Raw genomic sequence first — 15,655 nt, 5'->3', positions numbered from 1 at the left:
CCTGTCATGAACAAGATCGACATGCAGTCAGCAGGCACGCTCAAGGAGGGCAGCGAACGCTACAAGTCTGGCGTCATCCCCTACAAGAAAATGGGCTACTGGGAGCCGGACTACCGGCCCAAGGAGACCGACCTGATCGCCATGTTCCGGATCACGCCGCAGCCCGGCGTCGACCACGAGGAGGCCGCCGCCGCGGTTGCCGGTGAATCCTCGACCGCGACTTGGACGGTGGTGTGGACCGACAGGCTGACCGCCTGCGAACTCTATCGCGCCAAGGCGTTCAGATCCGAGCCGGTGCCGAACACCGGTCCCGGCACCAAAGTCGAGCAGCAGTACTTCGCCTACATCGCCTACGACCTCGACCTGTTCGAGCCGGGCTCGATCGCCAACCTGACCGCATCGATCATCGGCAACGTCTTCGGCTTCAAGGCAGTCAAGGCCTTGCGACTCGAGGACATGCGTATTCCGGTGGCTTACCTCAAAACCTTCCAGGGCCCGGCGACCGGTATCGTGGTGGAACGCGAGCGGCTCGACAAGTTCGGCCGGCCGCTGCTCGGCGCGACGACCAAGCCGAAGCTCGGCCTGTCAGGCCGCAACTATGGCCGCGTCGTCTACGAAGCGCTGAAGGGTGGCCTCGACTTCGTCAAGGACGACGAGAACATCAACTCGCAGCCGTTCATGCACTGGCGCGACCGCTTCCTCTACTGCATGGAGGCGGTGAACAAGGCGTCGGCCGCCACCGGCGAAGTCAAGGGCCATTATCTCAACGTCACCGCCGGCACGATGGAGGAGATGTACGAGCGCGCCGAATTCGCCAAACAGCTTGGCTCCTGCATCATCATGATCGACCTGGTCATTGGCTACACGGCGATCCAGTCGATGGCCAAGTGGGCACGCCGCAACGACATGATCCTACACCTGCACCGCGCCGGCAACTCGACCTATTCGCGCCAGAAGAACCACGGCATGAATTTTCGCGTCATCTGCAAATGGATGCGGATGGCCGGCGTCGATCACATCCATGCCGGCACGGTGGTCGGCAAGCTGGAAGGCGACCCGCTGATGATCAAGGGTTTCTATGACACGCTGCGCGAGGAGCGCACGCCGCAGAACCTCGAAACCGGGCTGTTCTTCGATCAGGAGTGGGCCTCGCTCAACAAGGTGATGCCCGTCGCCTCGGGCGGCATCCATGCCGGCCAGATGCACCAGCTGATCCATTATCTCGGCGAGGACGTCATCCTGCAGTTCGGCGGCGGCACGATCGGCCACCCGGACGGCATCCAGGCCGGCGCGACGGCCAATCGCGTCGCCTTGGAGGCGATGATCCTCGCCCGCAACGAGGGCCGCGACTATCTGCGCGAAGGCACGCAAATCCTCGAGCAGGCGGCCAGATGGTGCACGCCGCTGAAGGCGGCCCTGGAGACCTGGAAGGACGTCACCTTCAACTACGAATCGACCGACACCGCCGACTTCGTGCCAACCGCAACGCCCAGCTTCTAGACGAAAGGAACCGTCGCCATGATGACCAATCCGGGAAACAAGGTCACGCAGGGACAGTTTTCGTTCCTGCCCGACCTGACCGATGAGCAGATTTCGGCGCAGATCAAATACGCGCTGAAAAACCACTGGGCGGTCAGCGTCGAGTACACCGACGATCCGCATCCGCGAAACACCTACTGGGAAATGTACGGCAACCCGATGTTCGACCTGAAGGACCCGGCGGGCATCCTGCTTGAAGTCAACAATTGCCGCAAAGCCATGCCCAACATGTATGTCCGGGTCACCGCCTTCGATTCGAGCAAGGGCTGGGAAGCGCCGCGCATGTCGTTCATCGTCAACCGGCCGCCCAACGAACCCGGGTTCCGGCTGCTGCGCCAGGAGCGCGACGGTCGCAGCCAGGGCTATTCGATCGTGCCTTATGCGACCGACAGGCCCGAAGGCGAGCGGAGCTAGCCGAACCATGCTGGACGCGATAGCAAGGGGCGCTGCCGCGCCGGACGCGCCGGTCGATCTGCAGGCCGAGTTCGAGGCGTCCAACATCGACGAGGTGCTGGGCAAGCTCGACCGCGAACTCGTTGGCCTGAAGCCGATCAAGACCCGCATCCGCGAAATTGCGGCGCTGCTCCTGGTCGACCGGCTTCGCCGCAAGTTCGGCCTGACCTCGGGCGCGCCGACGCTGCACATGAACTTTACCGGAAATCCCGGTACCGGAAAGACCACCGTAGCGCTCAGGATGGCCGAAATCCTGCATCGTCTCGGCTATGTCCGCGAAGGCCACATGGTCGCGGTAACGCGCGACGATCTCGTCGGCCAGTATGTCGGCCACACCGCGCCCAAAACCCGCGAAGTGATCAAGCGCGCCATGGGCGGGGTGCTTTTCATCGACGAGGCCTACTATCTCTACAAGCCCGAGAACGAACGCGACTATGGCCAGGAATCGATCGAGATCCTGCTGCAATGCATGGAAAACAACCGTGACGATCTGGTTGTGATCCTTGCCGGCTACAAGGACAAGATGGACCGCTTTTTCGACAGCAATCCCGGCATGCGCTCGCGCATCGCCCATCACCTCGATTTTCCCGACTACGGCGTCGGCGAGCTCAAATCGATCGCCGAGATCATGCTGGCGGAACAGAATTACCGTCTCAGCGAGGCGGCGGCCAAGGCGCTCGAAGAGTACCTGCCGATCCGCATGCGGCTGCCGCATTTCTCCAACGCTCGCTCGGTCCGCAATGGGCTCGACCGGGCGCGGCTTCGCCAGGCCAACCGGCTTTTCACGTCGCGCGACCGGGTGTTGACGAAAACCGACCTTATCACCATTGAGGAATCCGATATTCGCGGCAGCCGTGTGTTCGCGGAAGGCAAGCTCGAAGGCGAACCGGAGACGAAGCCGCGCTGACAAGATGGGCCGGTTGATGTGCAGCGACCGGAAACCGAAGATGGAATGGAGCCGACGACCATGGGTACCAAGACAATCATCGCGCCCTCGGTGCTTTCTGCGGATTTCTCGCGGCTCGGCGACGAGGTCGAAGCGGTCGTCCGGGCGGGCGCCGACTGGATCCATCTCGACGTGATGGACGGCCATTTCGTGCCCAACATCACCTTCGGCCCGCCGGTGATCAAGGCAATTCGTGACCGAACCGACAAGGTCTTCGACTGCCATCTCATGATCGCGCCGGCCGACGCCTATCTCGCCGCCTTCGCCGATGCCGGCTGCGACATCATCACCGTGCATGCCGAGGCCGGGCCGCATCTCGACCGTTCGCTGCAGGCGATCAAAAATCTCGGCAAGAAGGCCGGCGTGTCGCTGAACCCGTCGACGCCGGAAAGCGTCATCGAATATGTGCTCGACCGGCTCGATCTGGTGCTTCTGATGACGGTCAATCCGGGCTTCGGCGGCCAGGCGTTCATTCCGGCGGTCGTCGACAAGGTCAGGCGGGTCAAGGCGCTGATCGGCAATCGCCCGATCGACATCGAGATCGACGGCGGCGTCACCCCGGAGACCGCCCCGCTGGTCACCGCGGCCGGCGCCAATGTGCTGGTCGCCGGCTCGGCCATTTTCAAGGGCGGCAGCGAGGCGGCCTATCGCACCAATATCGGCGCCATCAGGCAGGCGGCCGACGGCGCGAGCCGGAAAGCCGCGTAAACCATTTCATCGGAGGGCAACATGGGGGCGATCCCACCCGTCTGCGATTTCGGCTGGCAAGCCATCGATGCCGTTTTGCCCGGCGTCGACGGCAAATCGCATTCGATCTTCAGCCACGCCGGCCCGAACGGACTGGTCGTGGCCTTCATCTGCAACCATTGCCCTTATGTGAAGGCGGCGATTTCCCGCATCGTCCGCGATGCCAACGACCTCAAGCCCGAAGGCATCGGCTTTGTCGCGATCAACTCCAACGATGCCGACGCCTATCCGGATGATTCCTTCGACAACATGAAGCTTTTCGCCAAGGCGAACGGCTTCACTTTCCCCTACCTCCACGACGAGCGCCAGACGGTGGCGCGTGCCTATGGAGCCGTTTGCACGCCGGATTTCTTTGGGCTCAACAGCGAGCTGACGCTGCAATATCGCGGCCGGCTGGACGCGGCGCGACGCGACGCGGGACCGCCCGGACTAAGACGCGACCTGTTCGAGGCGATGAGACAGATCGCCCGAACCGGCGACGGACCGCTGGACCAGATCGCTACGATCGGCTGCTCGATCAAGTGGAAGGATGCTGCATGAACGTCGGCGCAGGCAGGCGGTTTCGATCGCCGAAAGCGATCCTGTTCGACCTTGACGGCACGCTGGTCGATTCGGCGCCTGACATAACGGCCGCCGTCAACGAGTTGCTGGCCGGCCATGATCTGCCGCCGCTGCGCCTGGAGCAGGTCAGGGCGATGATCGGCGGCGGCGTCAGAAAACTGGTCGAGCGCGCCTTCGCCGCTTCCGGCGCGCCGGTGCTCGGCAGCGCGCTTGACGAGGCCAACCGCGCCATGGCGCCGATCTACCGCAGACATCTGACCGGCCTGACGACGCTGATGCCTGGGGTCAGGGAGGTTCTCACGTACTTCCATTTGAGCGGAATAGCCATGGGCGTGGTGACCAACAAGCCGCAGCTGGCGGCTCGCGAAATCCTGCTGCATTTCGGGCTGACGGAGCATCTCGGCGCGATCGTCGGCGGAGACGCGGTGACCTCCTTGAAACCGGCGCCCGAAGCTCTGCTGCTGGCGCTCGACCAGCTTCAGGTCGAGCCTCGTGACGCGCTGATGGTCGGAGACAGCGGCGCCGACGTGGCCGCCGCCCGCGCCGCCGCCATGCCGGCTATCCTGCTGCGTGGCGGCTACACCCAAATTCCGGTTGAAGAGCTTGGCGCCGACCTGGTTTGCGACGGCTTGCTCGACCTGCCTTCGGCGATGCGCAGGCTGCAAGACGCCGCGTGACCGGCGCCAACCAGTGCGGGCGCCGGCCGAACGCAGTAACGAACGGCCGGCGAAGTTACTTCCTGCGGAAGAACCGGGTTACTTCCGGGGGAAGAACCTTCCGGGAAGAACCGGGTTATTTGGAGTATTGCTTTAGATAGGCGATGACGTTGGCGAGATCCTCGTCCTTCTTGAGACCGGGAAACGCCATCTTCGTACCCTTGATCATGGCCTTCGGGTCGCGAAGATAGGTTGTCAGCGTGGCTTCGTCCCATTTGACGCCGGATGCGCCCGCCTCGGTCATGGGTTTAGAGAACTTGAACCCCGGATGCGTGCCGGCCGTCCGGCCGATAACGCCGCTCAATGACGGACCGATCTTGTTCTTGTCCGAATCGACGACGTGGCAGGCCTTGCATTTGGCGAAGACCTTCTCACCCGCCGCGGCATCCTGTGCCTGAGATTGGTTCGTGATAGCAGTCGCAACGGACACGACGGCGAAAAATGCGATTGCACGCATGGCATTTCCTCATTGATCGTCAAGGTGCCCTGGACGATTTGCGCATGCCTTTGTCTGATCATCGGCATGCGTCGTTTTATGCAGAGCGAGAGCGTCCCCTTGTGGAGTTGCGGCGCCTGCATCCTGGAAGCTACCCGGCAGATGGGGGAAGTCAACCGTTACCCCGAATTCAAGGCAGTCGCTTCAGACCAATTGCTGTGGCGCAGTCGGCGACGCTGCCGATCTCCCCCCTTGCGGGGGAGATGCCCGGCAGGGCAGAGGGGGGTGCTGTCCCGCGGCCTGTCAGTCAATTACAGCCACGCCATCCGGCTGTTTTCGGTAGGGAATGGATTAAGATAGTGTTCTGAAGGTTCTGCAAAAAGCTCTGGAGAGAGAACAGCCCTTACTCTGAGGCGAGGGGCGGCCATGGCACGCTGGTGACGTTGCGATCACCGATTCCCGTGGAAGGGTAAGTGCCATGACCAAGCGAGAGGTTAGACTGAGCAGAGGCGAGTTGAAAGCGTTGCTGTTGTCGGATGAGGACGGCTTCCGCAGAGTTTTGCAGACTGTGGTGCAGGAGGCTTTGGAAGCCGAGATGACGGAGGCGATCGGGGCCGAGAAAGGCGAGCGGACGACGGAGCGGGTTGGTTACCGGTCCGGCTATTACGAACGCAAGCTTGTGACGCGGGTTGGCGTGCTGGAACTTCGGGTTCCGCAAGATCGGGCCGGCCGGTTCTCGACGGAGTTGTTTGAGCGTTACCAGCGCTCGGAGAAGGCACTGGTATCGGCGCTGGTCGAGATGTACGTGCAAGGCGTGTCGACGCGCAAGGTGAAGGCGATCACCGAGGATCTGTGCGGCCATTCCTTCTCGGCCTCGACGGTAAGCCAGGCGACGGCGCGGCTGGATGAGGCGCTGAAGGCGTTCTTTGAGCAGCGGCTTGCCGAACCTTACCCGTACCTCATTCTGGACGCGCGCTACGAGCGGGCGCGCGAGGCCGGCGTGATCGCCAGCCAGGCCGTCTTGGTGGCGATCGGCGTCGACTGGGAAGGCCGGCGCCAGGTGCTCGGTGTCGAGCTGGCCAACCGTGAAAGCCATTCGAGCTGGCGCGCGTTCGTGGCAGGGCTCAAGCAGCGCGGGCTCGCCGGCGTCGAGTTTGTCGTCTCCGACGACCATCCGGGGCTCAGGGCAGCGATCCGCGAAGTCCTGCCCGAGGCAGTCTGGCAGCGCTGTTACGTGCACTTCCTCAGAAACGCGCTCGATTATGTGCCGCGCAAGGTCGATGACGACTGCCTGATGGAGCTCAGATGGTTCTATGACCGGCGCGACCTCGCCGAGGTCAAGCGCGACCTGGCGCAGTGGATCGCCAAATGGCAGGCCAAATACCCGAAGCTGGTGGATTGGGTGGAGAACAACATCGAGGAGACGCTGAGCTTCTATCGGCTGCCGCTGCCGCATCACAAGCACATGAAGTCGACGAACATGCTGGAGCGGCTGAACCAGGAGATCAAGCGGCGCACCCTGGTCGTTCGCATCTTCCCCAACCCGCAGAGCTGTTTGCGGCTGGTTCGGGCATTGGCGGTGGAGATCCACGAGAACTGGCTCGAGGCGACCCGCTACCTCAACATGGATCATCTGCGCGAGCACAAGAAGGAGAACCTGAGGGCACTGGCCGCCTGACGCGGCCGCCATGTCCGCCGCTCCGCTAAACACGGGGGCTGCGCGGCGGACACGCCAACGTCACCGCTGAATGCCACGCCATTTTTGCAGAACTTGACGCACACAACTTGGATTAAATCGAGAGTTGGCGATCCTTCCCACCCCCCTCTGTCCTGCCGGACATCTCCCCCGCAAGGGGGGAGATTGGATGCCGCTTCGGCTTTCGCCAACCACCAACGCTGGAAGACTGGGCAAGCAACCGGCGGAGTTCGGCATCGGCTCCACCATCCATTCGCCGTTGTTGACGGCCATCGGGCGAACGCGTAGCCTCAAACCATTCCGGTTTTCCATGGGCACCTCGGGACACCGGCAGCTGGCGATTCTGTCCAGGCTCGCAGACCGGGCCGGATCTCGCCGAAGCGGGCGTCTTCAAGCGCGCAAGAGGTGCTGAATGGATATGGTCGACCTCATCTTGACGGTTTGCCTGATTGCCGATCCGAGCAATTGCCGAGACGAACATCTCTATTTCGAGAGCCGTGGCTCTCTCGTCCAATGTATGGTCTTGGCGCCCAGCGAAATCGCGAAATGGTCGCAGGAACACCCGAAGCTAAGGGTCAAGCGCTGGAAATGCGCTTTCCCGAACAAAGACCGCGCGATCTGACCGGCGCCCCGGCCTGTTACGGCCCGGGAGGAGACATCATCATGATTTCGCGTCGAGGAACGCTCGGTCTGGCAGCCCTTGCAACGGCAGCAGCGCTTGTCCCAAAAACGTCCTTCGCCGCGGCCCCCGCCACGGCCGTGGTTCGCATCGGTGTGCTGAAATTCGGCACCGTGAGCTGGGCGCTCGACACGCTGAAGCACCACGGATTCGCCACCGCCAACGACATCGATCTGGAGGTTCTCGATTTCGCCGGCGAGGATGCAACCAACGTCGCCTTGCTGGCCGGCGCGATCGACATGATCGTCTCCGACTGGCAGTGGGTTTCGCGCCAGCGCTCCGAAGGCGTCGACCTCACATTGGTCCCCTATTCGACCGCCGTCGGCGCGATCATGGTGAAGGAGGCGGCGCCGATCCGGTCGATTACCGATCTCAGGGGAAAAAAGCTCGGCGTCGCCGGCGGACCTCTCGATAAAAGCTGGCTGCTGATCCAGGCGCTGGCCAGACGCGATCACGGCCTCGACCTGGCGGCAACCAGCGACGTCGTCTTCGGCGCGCCGCCGCTGATTTCGGAAAAGGCGATGCAGGGCGAGCTCGATGCGGTGCTCAATTTCTGGCATTTTTGCGCCCGGCTCGAGGCCAACGGCTTTCGTCGGCTGATCGGCGCCGATGCTGCGGCGCAAGCGCTCGGGGCCTCGGGCGCCGTATCGGCGCTCGGCTATGTCTTTCATGACAAATGGGCGAACGAACATCCGGACGCTATCAGGGGCTTCATCAAGGCTTCGGCGCAGTCAAAGGACTTGCTGGCCAGATCCGACGATGAGTGGCTGCGCCTCGCGCCTGTCGTCCGCGCTCAAGGCGAGGAACTGGCAAAACTGCGTGACCGCTATCGCGAAGGCATTCCCAGACGCCCCGTCGCCGAGGATGCGGCCGACGCGGGAAAACTCTATCGCGTGCTGGCCGAGATCGGCGGCGAAAAGCTGGTCGGCGGCGCGCCCGAGATGGCGCCCGGCACGTTCTGGCAGGTACCCCCGCAATGAGCGCACCTGGTACCGGCGATCGCCGGCCTGGGGCTGCGGTCGGCATGTCCAGCCAGTCCGGCCTGGCAGCGGCGCTGACACCGGTGTTGACGGTGGCGGCCTCTCTGCTCGGGCTTTGCCTGCTGTGGGGTGTTGCGGCACATGCCTGGCCGAGCCGTGCCTTTCCAGGGCCGGGACAGGTCTGGCAGGTGCTGCTTGCAGAGGCGGCGAACGGCGATCTTTTCTCCCATCTCGGCGCGACGCTCGGCCGGGTTACCGCGGCCTATGTCGTCGCGATGGTCGTTGGCTCGGTCATCGGCGTCATCCTCGGCAGCCACCGCAGCGCAGACCGGTTCTTCGCTCCCTGGGTGGTTCTGTTCCTCAACATTCCCGCGCTGGTCGTCATCGTGCTCGCCTACATCTGGTTCGGCCTCAACGAAGCGGCGGCGATTGGCGCGGTCGCCGTCAACAAGATCCCGAATGTCGTGGTGACGATGCGCGAGGGCGCCAGGGCGATTGATCCGAGTTACGCCGAAATGGCCGCCGTCTACCGCTTTGGTCATCTCGACCGCATTCGCCATGTCCTGCTGCCGCAACTGCAGCCCTATCTTGCCGCCGCCTCACGATCAGGCATCGCTCTGATCTGGAAGATCGTCCTGGTGGTCGAACTGCTCGGCCGCTCCAACGGCGTCGGCTTCCAGATCTATCTTTATTTCCAACTCTTCGACGTCGCCGCCATTCTTGCCTACACCCTGACTTTCGTGGCGGTGATGCTTGTCATCGAACTCCTTCTGGTGCAGCCCGTTGAACGACATGCAACCCGTTGGCGCCGTCGTCCCGCTTAGGGTCGACATCGCCGAAAAAACCTTCAGGTCCGCGCAAGGCGTCTCGATCACGGCGCTCCAGGACCTTTCCTTTGAGGTCCGGCAAGGCGAATTCGCCTGCCTGCTGGGGCCGTCCGGCTGCGGCAAGACCACGACGCTGCGCATCCTGCTTGGGTTGGACAAGGACTTTTCCGGCTCGTTCCAGCTGCCTGAGGGCGGCTCCGGCCGGATCGCCGCCGTGTTCCAGGAGCCGGTCTTGCTGCCGTGGCGGACGGTGGAGCAGAATGTCAGGCTGGCGCTGCCGAAAAGCCTGAGGACGAAGAATCTCGACGGGCTGTTCGACACGCTCGGCCTCGCCGGAATGCGCTCGCTCTATCCGGCGGAGCTTTCGCTCGGCCTTGCGCGCAGGGCAGCGCTTGCCAGGGCCTTCGCCACCGAACCGGCGGTGCTGTTCCTGGACGAACCTTTTGCCTCCCTCGACGAACGGACCGCCGAGCGGCTTCGGCACCTGCTTTTGACCGTGTGGTCGGCGCGGCCCACGACCGCCCTGATGGTAACCCACAATCTGCGCGAGGCGCTGATGCTGTCGGACCGCATCATCGTGCTCGCGCAGCGGCCGGCCCATGTGCTCGGCATGTTCGACGTGAGGCTGCCGCGGCACTATCGCAATCCACAGGTGATGAGCGACCTTTTGCGGTCGTTCCAGCAAAAATTTCCGGGCGTGGCCTGATCGCCCTGCAGTTCGGAACCGGGAGGGAGCCATGCCGATCGACAGGATACGACGCAAGCTTGTGAACGGCTTCGCCTGCACCGCGGTCAGCGCCGCGATGCTGCCTTGTTGCCTCGGGCGGGCCGCTCTCGCCGCAACCAACGGCCTTGAATTCAAGCTCGGGAAAGTCGCCGACGGCGTCTTCGCGTTCCAGGGCGTCGATGAATTGATGAGCGCTGCCAACCATGGCGCGATCTCCAACCTCGGCGTCGTCGTCGGCACCGACGCCGTCGCCGTCATCGACAGCGGCGGCAGCCTGATCGAGGCGAACGCCCTCATCGCCGCGATCAGCGAGATAAGCGCCAGGCCGGTTCGCTACCTGATCAACACCCACATGCACCCCGACCATGTCTTCGGCAACGCGGCGTTCCGGCAAATCGGCGCCACCATCGTCGGCCACCGAAATCTGCCGCGCGCTCTCGAGGCGCGCGGCGCGTACTACCTGCAAAACTTTCGCCAACAGATCGGCGACGCGCTGATCGAGGGGATCGAGATCATACCGCCGACGATGCTGGTCGACGATCGCCTGCAGCTCGACCTTGGCGGCCGCGTGCTCGAACTGCAGGCTTGGAAGGCGGCTCACACCGACAACGACCTGACCGTCTTCGACAGCGCGACCCGCACGCTGTTTGCCGGCGATCTGGTTTTCATCGGTTCCTTGCCGACGCTCGACGGATCGCTGCTCGGCTGGCTTCGCCAGATGGATGCGCTCGCCGCGATCGGCGCAGTGCGCGCCGTGCCGGGTCATGGCCCGGTGCCGGCCGACTGGCCGGCGGCGCTGATGGCGGAGCGGCGCTATTTCGAAATTCTGGCGCGCGATATTCGCAAGGCGATTGCCGACGGGGTACCGCTGCGCGACGCCGTCAAGACTGCCGGCGCAAGCGAACGGGACAATTGGCATCTGTTCGACGACTACAACGAGCGCAATGCAACGGCCGCCTTTGCCGAACTCGAATGGGAGTAGATCACAGCGACAAGGCGGTAGTGGTGAAAATCTGACGCTTGGTACCCGAGACGAAATACCGCTTTGGTGGTTTCCTGCCATACGTCTCGTCGACCGGAACGAGCAACGAGCGCCATTTCGCGACATTCATGGCGCTTCTCAAAAGCTGCCCTTCACGCAACGGCTCGAGTCGACCCTAAGCAGACGCTCGGCTATGGTCTTGGGCTGATGTCGGGCCGGATGGGTGGTTCCGGCCGGGCGATGGGCCACTCGGGCGGCGGCCCGGGCTGCGTCAACGCCGTCTATCATTTCCCCGATGTCGCCCCTTCTATCACGGTGGCGGTTTTCACCGATGGTGAAGATGAAGCACCGGCGGAAAATGAGGCTGCAGCAGTGGTACGTCGGACAGTCTGATTGACCGCTTTCCTAAACAGACATCCGCCGACCGACGCTATCGACCCCATGCAGACATTCCGGTGGAACGCGGAGTAGCTTCCTTCAGCCTGCCCGCCGGGCAATATAGAGGCTCGTCGTCATGTTTCGGACAACGCGATTCATAAAGACTTCGCGAGCGATGCGGCCGATTTCAGCCAAGACGGCCTCGCGGTCGAGACGGGCACTCACGTTCGAGTAAGTTGCGTACAACGCTACCGTTTGGTTTGCATCGAGAACTAGGGACCATGGGTTCGTCCTGTTCTCCACAACATCGAATGCTCCTGTACGCTTCAAGGCAGCCAAGCGAGCCCCAGAATCCAATCCGAAGGGAATGCCCCTCTCCCCGGCTGAAGGGCTGGCAGGGGCTTCTAGCAATTCCTTGGTCGCCTCGTGAAACGGATCGGGTCGGCTGTCATCGCCGAACACGTTCCAAACTGCCGCCCACCAGCCACCGGGGCGAATCAGGCTGGCGATCTTCACGAGAGCCGAGTCTTCGTCGAGCCAATGAAAAGCGGTAGCGCTTACACCCAGATCGAAGGCTTCCTCTTCGAGCGACGCATCCTCGAACGGGGCGACGACCACCTTCAAGGCCTTGTCCGGATTGTTCGTGCGCAGGAAGTCGGCGAGGCGTTGGTCCGGCTCTACGGCCATCAGCGGGTCGGCGCCAAGGTCGAGCAATCGGCGTGTTGCCGTGCCGGTGCCTGCTCCGATCTCGAAAACTGCAGCGTTGCGGTTTAAGCCGCATCTTGAGGCGAGGGTGGCATACACCCATTCCGGATACTCAGGCCGCGAGCTGTGATAGCTGGCGGGGTTCTCTCCGAAGGCCTGACGGCCAAGATGCTTGGCAAGCTTGGTCGCAGTCACCATGTCGTCCGAATCCTGAGTGCACTTCGATACCACTGCCGCCCCTCGCGATAAATGCGCGAGATCGGATGAAATCAGCTCCCGGCCCAGAGGTCAGCTATCCACCCGATTGAGACGTAGAACGCCCCATCGCGTTATAATCCGAGCCGATGCCCCAGCCGGCTCGATCGCGCCATGAGCTGCCATTCCCCGCGCTTCTCCAAACCTGACCTTCGCGCTACGGCTTGAGTCGACCCGTTGCCGCCATTCGGATCACGGGCAGGCGATCAACGCCTCCAATATTGCTAGGCATTGTTACCCGCGGCCAAGCGGATGTTCGCTTAACGGCTGACTTAGCAGCGAGAGCGCTGACGGGATAGACTTCTGGTATGTGTGAGACGTCGTGCTTGCTGCTGGATCGTACTGGATGGGGGCGACGGAAGAAGATGCGAAGCTGCCGTTTACCGAATACCACATTCCGTCGGAAACGCCGCGGCATGAGGTGACGTTCGATTACCAATTCGCAATAGGCAAGTTCACAGTGACGGTAGCCGAGTTTGCTGCCTTCGTGGAGGACACTGGATTCGAAGCCGGCGGGGAGTGTTACCTTCGGATTCCGGACAGTGGACCTAACCAGGGCAAGTTCATCGGCGCCGTCAGCCGAAAGGCAGGCCAGTACGAGCGGGGCATCATTCCCGGCTCTGGTGGCGGCGGTCTGGTATTGGTTGAATACGCCGATTTTCGGAAGCCCGGCGTTGAAGTAGAGGATACCCAGCCGGCCACCTGCATATCGCGCAATGAAGCGAAGGCTTACCTCTCGTGGCTCTCAAAGAAAACGGGACGAAGATATCGCTTTCCCACGGAAGCCGAGTGGGAATATGCGACGAGAGCGGGCGAAACACGGCCATTCTTCTACGGTGCTGGCCGGGATGAGCTTTGCGATCATGGCAACTTTGCCGACGGAGATTCGGTCTACTCGTCTGCAATGGCTGCGCAATGCGCCGAAGCCCCATCGCTTGAGTACACTTACCCCGTCGGTAGCTTTGGGCCGAATAACTGGGGTCTCTTCGACATGGTCGGCAACGTCTTTGAATACATAGAGGACTGCTACTTCCCCAACTACAAAGGGGCGCCTGACGATGGCTCCCCGTGGCTGTTTAGCAATGCTCATCAGGAGTATTCCACCCCTGCGGAAGGAGCCTGCAAGGTATGGGGGCTTCGCGGTTACTTCTTCGACTCAATCGATATCGCGCTTCGTTCCGCAGCGCGGTGCGGGGTTTATGAAGATGAGGATATGCGCGGCAACAATATTGGCATGCGCGTTGCCGTTTCGATTTCGTCCGGCGCTTGGGATGACCCCAGGTAGTAGCCGTCGGTCGCTGAAGTCCAACCGAACAGTGATGAGAGGCTGATACCAACTCGCCTGGCCAAGCTTAACCGACAATGGCTCCCTGCGGGACCCAGTAAGTTGACACCATTGCGAGATCCGGGCTTCGCGGAGCGTGCCGCGCGTCTGTTCCGGCGAAGGTCCGCTTGCGAGCGGCCGAATCGGCGTGGCAAGGTCCAGCGAATTTGGGGATTGAAGGGCCGCTCAGGGTCATGGGCGTGAGCTCAGCCCGGCCAGGCGAACGTGCGCTTGGGTCGGAAGCGGAATCTCGCCTCGGGTACCAAACGTTAGATTTTCACCGCAAGACGTGATGAAGTGGACCGATTTGCCAACGCATCGTCAAGGGTCTATCCTCGACCTCGGCCTGGGCACCACCTCTCTGACATTGGTGGAGGCATCGAAATGCACAACCGCGCTTACCGGAGCCGGCAGCTCGGCTTGCCGCTCGCAGCCGTCTTTGCCGCGATTGTCCTGGCCGTCGGCACGCTGTTTGGCGCCTCCGGCGCCGCCAACGCCCAGCAGACAACCGCGTCTTCAAACAGGATCTGGCAGGCTCTGAAAGGCGACGTGTTCGGCGATCGGGCAATTCTGGTCGATAGCGGCGTCGTCAGGATCGAGGCGCCGAAGCGGGCGCAGGATGCCGCCATCGTGCCCGTCGACATCTACATCGATCCGGCCAAGGCGCCCGCCGGCATCAAATCCGTCACCTTGATCATCGACGTCAACCCGGCGCCGGTGGCGGCGACGTTCGAGATCGGCAAGGACGCCGGCGTGACGCATCTGTCGACGCGCGTGCGCGTCGACGACTATTCCTATCTGCGTGCCATAGCAGAGACGCAGGGCGGCGAGCTTCACATGGCCCAGACCTTCGTCAAGGCGTCAGGCGGATGCTCCGCCCCGGCGGTCAAGAACCAGGACGAGGCGATGGCGACGATGGGGCAGATGAAGCTGCGCCAATTCCCGCCGCAAGAGACGATGACAAAGGCGCAGGAATTGCAGCTGATGATCCGCCACCCGAACAATTCGGGCCTGCAGCGCAATCCGCTGACCCAGTATTTCATCCCCGCGCATTTCGTTCAGAAACTGTCGGTCTCGCAGGCCGACCGGCTGATCCTGTCGATGGAAGGGGGGATATCTATTTCGGAAGACCCCAATTTCCGGTTCGATTTCACCGCGCACGGCTCTGGCCAAATCCAGGTCGAAGCGATCGATACGGATGGCAAGGTATTTCGCAATCAATGGCCGCTGGAGGTTACGGGGCTTTGAAGCCTCGAAACCACATGCAAAGCGTCGCATGAATCCACTCAAACGCGACGCGCTTTAAAAGCAGCGCACGTCGGCCTCCGCCTGCGCGCGCTTCAGTTCCGTGCTTGCGGCTTTTGCCGGCGCGTTTTCGCGGAACAGTCCCGAACGCTCCCCTGTCGTCAGGGACATGCTCTTGAAAGTCTCGGCCCTTTCATAATCCTCGAACGGAAGGATCGAGGCGATGACGTCGATCGAGCAGGAACAACTCTCCAGCGCCTGACGTGTCTGGCCATTCGTCTGCATGCAGCCGAGCACATAGTCGACGACCGTCACCGTCGGATAATCCGAGGCGGCGCCGGCCGGATTGGCGAAGGCCAGGGCCGAAATGAGCAACAGCGGCAGGCTCGAGAAGCCGACAAATCTGATCATGGAGAACCTCCGATTGGCCCGGAACGTGACAGGCCGAGCCCGCTGGCC

Annotated in this window: 17 protein-coding genes; 14 read left to right on the top strand and 3 right to left on the bottom strand. The window is 62.5% G+C overall.

Features of this window, described 5'->3' with window-relative positions; all coding sequences use genetic code 11:
- Window positions 1-6: 6 nt before the first annotated feature.
- The 6 genes from JG739_RS11605 to gph are packed head-to-tail and all read left to right on the top strand — an operon-like array spanning window position 7 to window position 4,923.
- On the top strand, window positions 7-1,500 hold the full coding sequence (locus tag JG739_RS11605; RefSeq protein WP_370463524.1) for a ribulose-bisphosphate carboxylase large subunit: 1,494 nt from the start codon (window positions 7-9) through the stop codon (window positions 1,498-1,500).
- Between the two features lie 18 nt (window positions 1,501-1,518).
- Complete coding sequence (locus tag JG739_RS11600) at window positions 1,519-1,953, top strand: ribulose bisphosphate carboxylase small subunit (protein WP_023797690.1); 435 nt, start codon at window positions 1,519-1,521, stop codon at window positions 1,951-1,953.
- A gap of 7 nt (window positions 1,954-1,960) precedes the next feature.
- Window positions 1,961-2,899: a CbbX protein gene (gene cbbX / locus JG739_RS11595; RefSeq protein ID WP_202366575.1), complete on the top strand. Its 939-nt coding sequence runs from the start codon at window positions 1,961-1,963 to the stop codon at window positions 2,897-2,899.
- Between the two features lie 60 nt (window positions 2,900-2,959).
- A complete protein-coding gene (gene rpe / locus JG739_RS11590) occupies window positions 2,960-3,646 on the top strand; it encodes a ribulose-phosphate 3-epimerase (protein ID WP_202366574.1) in 687 nt (228 codons plus the stop codon).
- Window positions 3,647-3,667: 21 nt separating this feature from the next.
- Window positions 3,668-4,225, top strand: a complete 558-nt coding sequence (locus tag JG739_RS11585; RefSeq protein ID WP_202366573.1) for a thioredoxin family protein — start codon at window positions 3,668-3,670, stop codon at window positions 4,223-4,225.
- Complete coding sequence (gene gph / locus JG739_RS11580; protein ID WP_202366572.1) at window positions 4,222-4,923, top strand: phosphoglycolate phosphatase; 702 nt, start codon at window positions 4,222-4,224, stop codon at window positions 4,921-4,923. The genes JG739_RS11585 and gph overlap by 4 nt, the downstream gene beginning before the upstream one ends.
- Window positions 4,924-5,038: 115 nt before the next feature.
- Here gph and JG739_RS11575 read toward each other — a convergent pair whose 3' ends face one another.
- On the bottom strand, window positions 5,039-5,419 hold the full coding sequence (locus JG739_RS11575; RefSeq protein ID WP_202366571.1) for a c-type cytochrome: 381 nt from the start codon (window positions 5,417-5,419) through the stop codon (window positions 5,039-5,041).
- 457 nt (window positions 5,420-5,876) lie between these two features.
- Between JG739_RS11575 and JG739_RS11570 the strand changes: the two genes are divergently transcribed.
- From JG739_RS11570 to JG739_RS11545, 6 genes are all read left to right on the top strand, one after another.
- Complete coding sequence (locus tag JG739_RS11570) at window positions 5,877-7,076, top strand: IS256 family transposase (RefSeq protein WP_202362577.1); 1,200 nt, start codon at window positions 5,877-5,879, stop codon at window positions 7,074-7,076.
- A 430-nt stretch (window positions 7,077-7,506) separates the two neighbouring features.
- Window positions 7,507-7,716 (top strand): hypothetical protein, encoded by a 210-nt coding sequence (locus tag JG739_RS11565; RefSeq protein WP_202366570.1) that lies wholly within the window; start codon window positions 7,507-7,509, stop codon window positions 7,714-7,716.
- A 38-nt stretch (window positions 7,717-7,754) separates the two neighbouring features.
- Window positions 7,755-8,753: an ABC transporter substrate-binding protein gene (locus JG739_RS11560; RefSeq protein WP_202367427.1), complete on the top strand. Its 999-nt coding sequence runs from the start codon at window positions 7,755-7,757 to the stop codon at window positions 8,751-8,753.
- Window positions 8,754-8,797: 44 nt separating this feature from the next.
- Window positions 8,798-9,577, top strand: a complete 780-nt coding sequence (locus JG739_RS11555; RefSeq protein WP_202367425.1) for an ABC transporter permease — start codon at window positions 8,798-8,800, stop codon at window positions 9,575-9,577.
- A complete protein-coding gene (locus JG739_RS11550) occupies window positions 9,546-10,286 on the top strand; it encodes an ABC transporter ATP-binding protein (RefSeq protein ID WP_202367426.1) in 741 nt (246 codons plus the stop codon). Before JG739_RS11555 ends, JG739_RS11550 begins: the two co-directional genes overlap by 32 nt.
- A gap of 31 nt (window positions 10,287-10,317) precedes the next feature.
- Window positions 10,318-11,289 (top strand): quinoprotein relay system zinc metallohydrolase 2, encoded by a 972-nt coding sequence (locus tag JG739_RS11545; protein ID WP_202366569.1) that lies wholly within the window; start codon window positions 10,318-10,320, stop codon window positions 11,287-11,289.
- A 477-nt stretch (window positions 11,290-11,766) separates the two neighbouring features.
- Here JG739_RS11545 and JG739_RS11535 read toward each other — a convergent pair whose 3' ends face one another.
- Window positions 11,767-12,570, bottom strand: coding sequence for a class I SAM-dependent methyltransferase (locus JG739_RS11535; protein WP_244749814.1), 804 nt, complete (start codon window positions 12,568-12,570; stop codon window positions 11,767-11,769).
- Between the two features lie 403 nt (window positions 12,571-12,973).
- Between JG739_RS11535 and JG739_RS11530 the strand changes: the two genes are divergently transcribed.
- Both JG739_RS11530 and JG739_RS11525 read left to right on the top strand, forming a co-directional pair.
- Window positions 12,974-13,912 carry an SUMF1/EgtB/PvdO family nonheme iron enzyme gene (locus JG739_RS11530; protein ID WP_202366567.1) on the top strand — a complete coding sequence of 313 codons (939 nt, stop codon included), beginning with the start codon at window positions 12,974-12,976 and terminating at the stop codon, window positions 13,910-13,912.
- Window positions 13,913-14,335: 423 nt separating this feature from the next.
- The gene (locus JG739_RS11525; protein ID WP_202366566.1) at window positions 14,336-15,199 is read left to right on the top strand and encodes a quinoprotein dehydrogenase-associated SoxYZ-like carrier; all 864 of its coding nucleotides are present in this window, start codon (window positions 14,336-14,338) and stop codon (window positions 15,197-15,199) included.
- A 54-nt stretch (window positions 15,200-15,253) separates the two neighbouring features.
- On the opposite strand, the gene JG739_RS11520 is transcribed toward JG739_RS11525, so the two are convergent.
- Window positions 15,254-15,607, bottom strand: a complete 354-nt coding sequence (locus JG739_RS11520; protein WP_029350321.1) for a hypothetical protein — start codon at window positions 15,605-15,607, stop codon at window positions 15,254-15,256.
- Window positions 15,608-15,655: the final 48 nt, after the last annotated feature.

It is taken from the genome of Mesorhizobium sp. L-2-11 (assembly GCF_016756595.1).
GTDB lineage: Bacteria > Pseudomonadota > Alphaproteobacteria > Rhizobiales > Rhizobiaceae > Mesorhizobium.
This window is presented reverse-complemented; position numbering and strand designations above follow the sequence as displayed.

What these genes read in the sequence shown, in the direction of transcription:
- JG739_RS11605 (WP_370463524.1), top strand. Translation starts at nt 7, where the DNA reads ATGAACAAGATCGACATGCAGTCAGCAGGCACGCTCAAGGAGGGCAGC.
- JG739_RS11535 (WP_244749814.1), bottom strand. Translation starts at nt 12,570, where the DNA reads ATGGTGACTGCGACCAAGCTTGCCAAGCATCTTGGCCGTCAGGCCTTC.
- JG739_RS11550 (WP_202367426.1), top strand. Translation starts at nt 9,546, where the DNA reads ATGCAACCCGTTGGCGCCGTCGTCCCGCTTAGGGTCGACATCGCCGAA.
- JG739_RS11585 (WP_202366573.1), top strand. Translation starts at nt 3,668, where the DNA reads ATGGGGGCGATCCCACCCGTCTGCGATTTCGGCTGGCAAGCCATCGAT.
- JG739_RS11555 (WP_202367425.1), top strand. Translation starts at nt 8,798, where the DNA reads ATGTCCAGCCAGTCCGGCCTGGCAGCGGCGCTGACACCGGTGTTGACG.
- gph (WP_202366572.1), top strand. Translation starts at nt 4,222, where the DNA reads ATGAACGTCGGCGCAGGCAGGCGGTTTCGATCGCCGAAAGCGATCCTG.
- JG739_RS11565 (WP_202366570.1), top strand. Translation starts at nt 7,507, where the DNA reads ATGGATATGGTCGACCTCATCTTGACGGTTTGCCTGATTGCCGATCCG.
- JG739_RS11575 (WP_202366571.1), bottom strand. Translation starts at nt 5,419, where the DNA reads ATGCGTGCAATCGCATTTTTCGCCGTCGTGTCCGTTGCGACTGCTATC.
- JG739_RS11600 (WP_023797690.1), top strand. Translation starts at nt 1,519, where the DNA reads ATGATGACCAATCCGGGAAACAAGGTCACGCAGGGACAGTTTTCGTTC.
- JG739_RS11520 (WP_029350321.1), bottom strand. Translation starts at nt 15,607, where the DNA reads ATGATCAGATTTGTCGGCTTCTCGAGCCTGCCGCTGTTGCTCATTTCG.
- JG739_RS11570 (WP_202362577.1), top strand. Translation starts at nt 5,877, where the DNA reads ATGACCAAGCGAGAGGTTAGACTGAGCAGAGGCGAGTTGAAAGCGTTG.
- JG739_RS11530 (WP_202366567.1), top strand. Translation starts at nt 12,974, where the DNA reads ATGGGGGCGACGGAAGAAGATGCGAAGCTGCCGTTTACCGAATACCAC.
- cbbX (WP_202366575.1), top strand. Translation starts at nt 1,961, where the DNA reads ATGCTGGACGCGATAGCAAGGGGCGCTGCCGCGCCGGACGCGCCGGTC.
- JG739_RS11525 (WP_202366566.1), top strand. Translation starts at nt 14,336, where the DNA reads ATGCACAACCGCGCTTACCGGAGCCGGCAGCTCGGCTTGCCGCTCGCA.
- rpe (WP_202366574.1), top strand. Translation starts at nt 2,960, where the DNA reads ATGGGTACCAAGACAATCATCGCGCCCTCGGTGCTTTCTGCGGATTTC.
- JG739_RS11545 (WP_202366569.1), top strand. Translation starts at nt 10,318, where the DNA reads ATGCCGATCGACAGGATACGACGCAAGCTTGTGAACGGCTTCGCCTGC.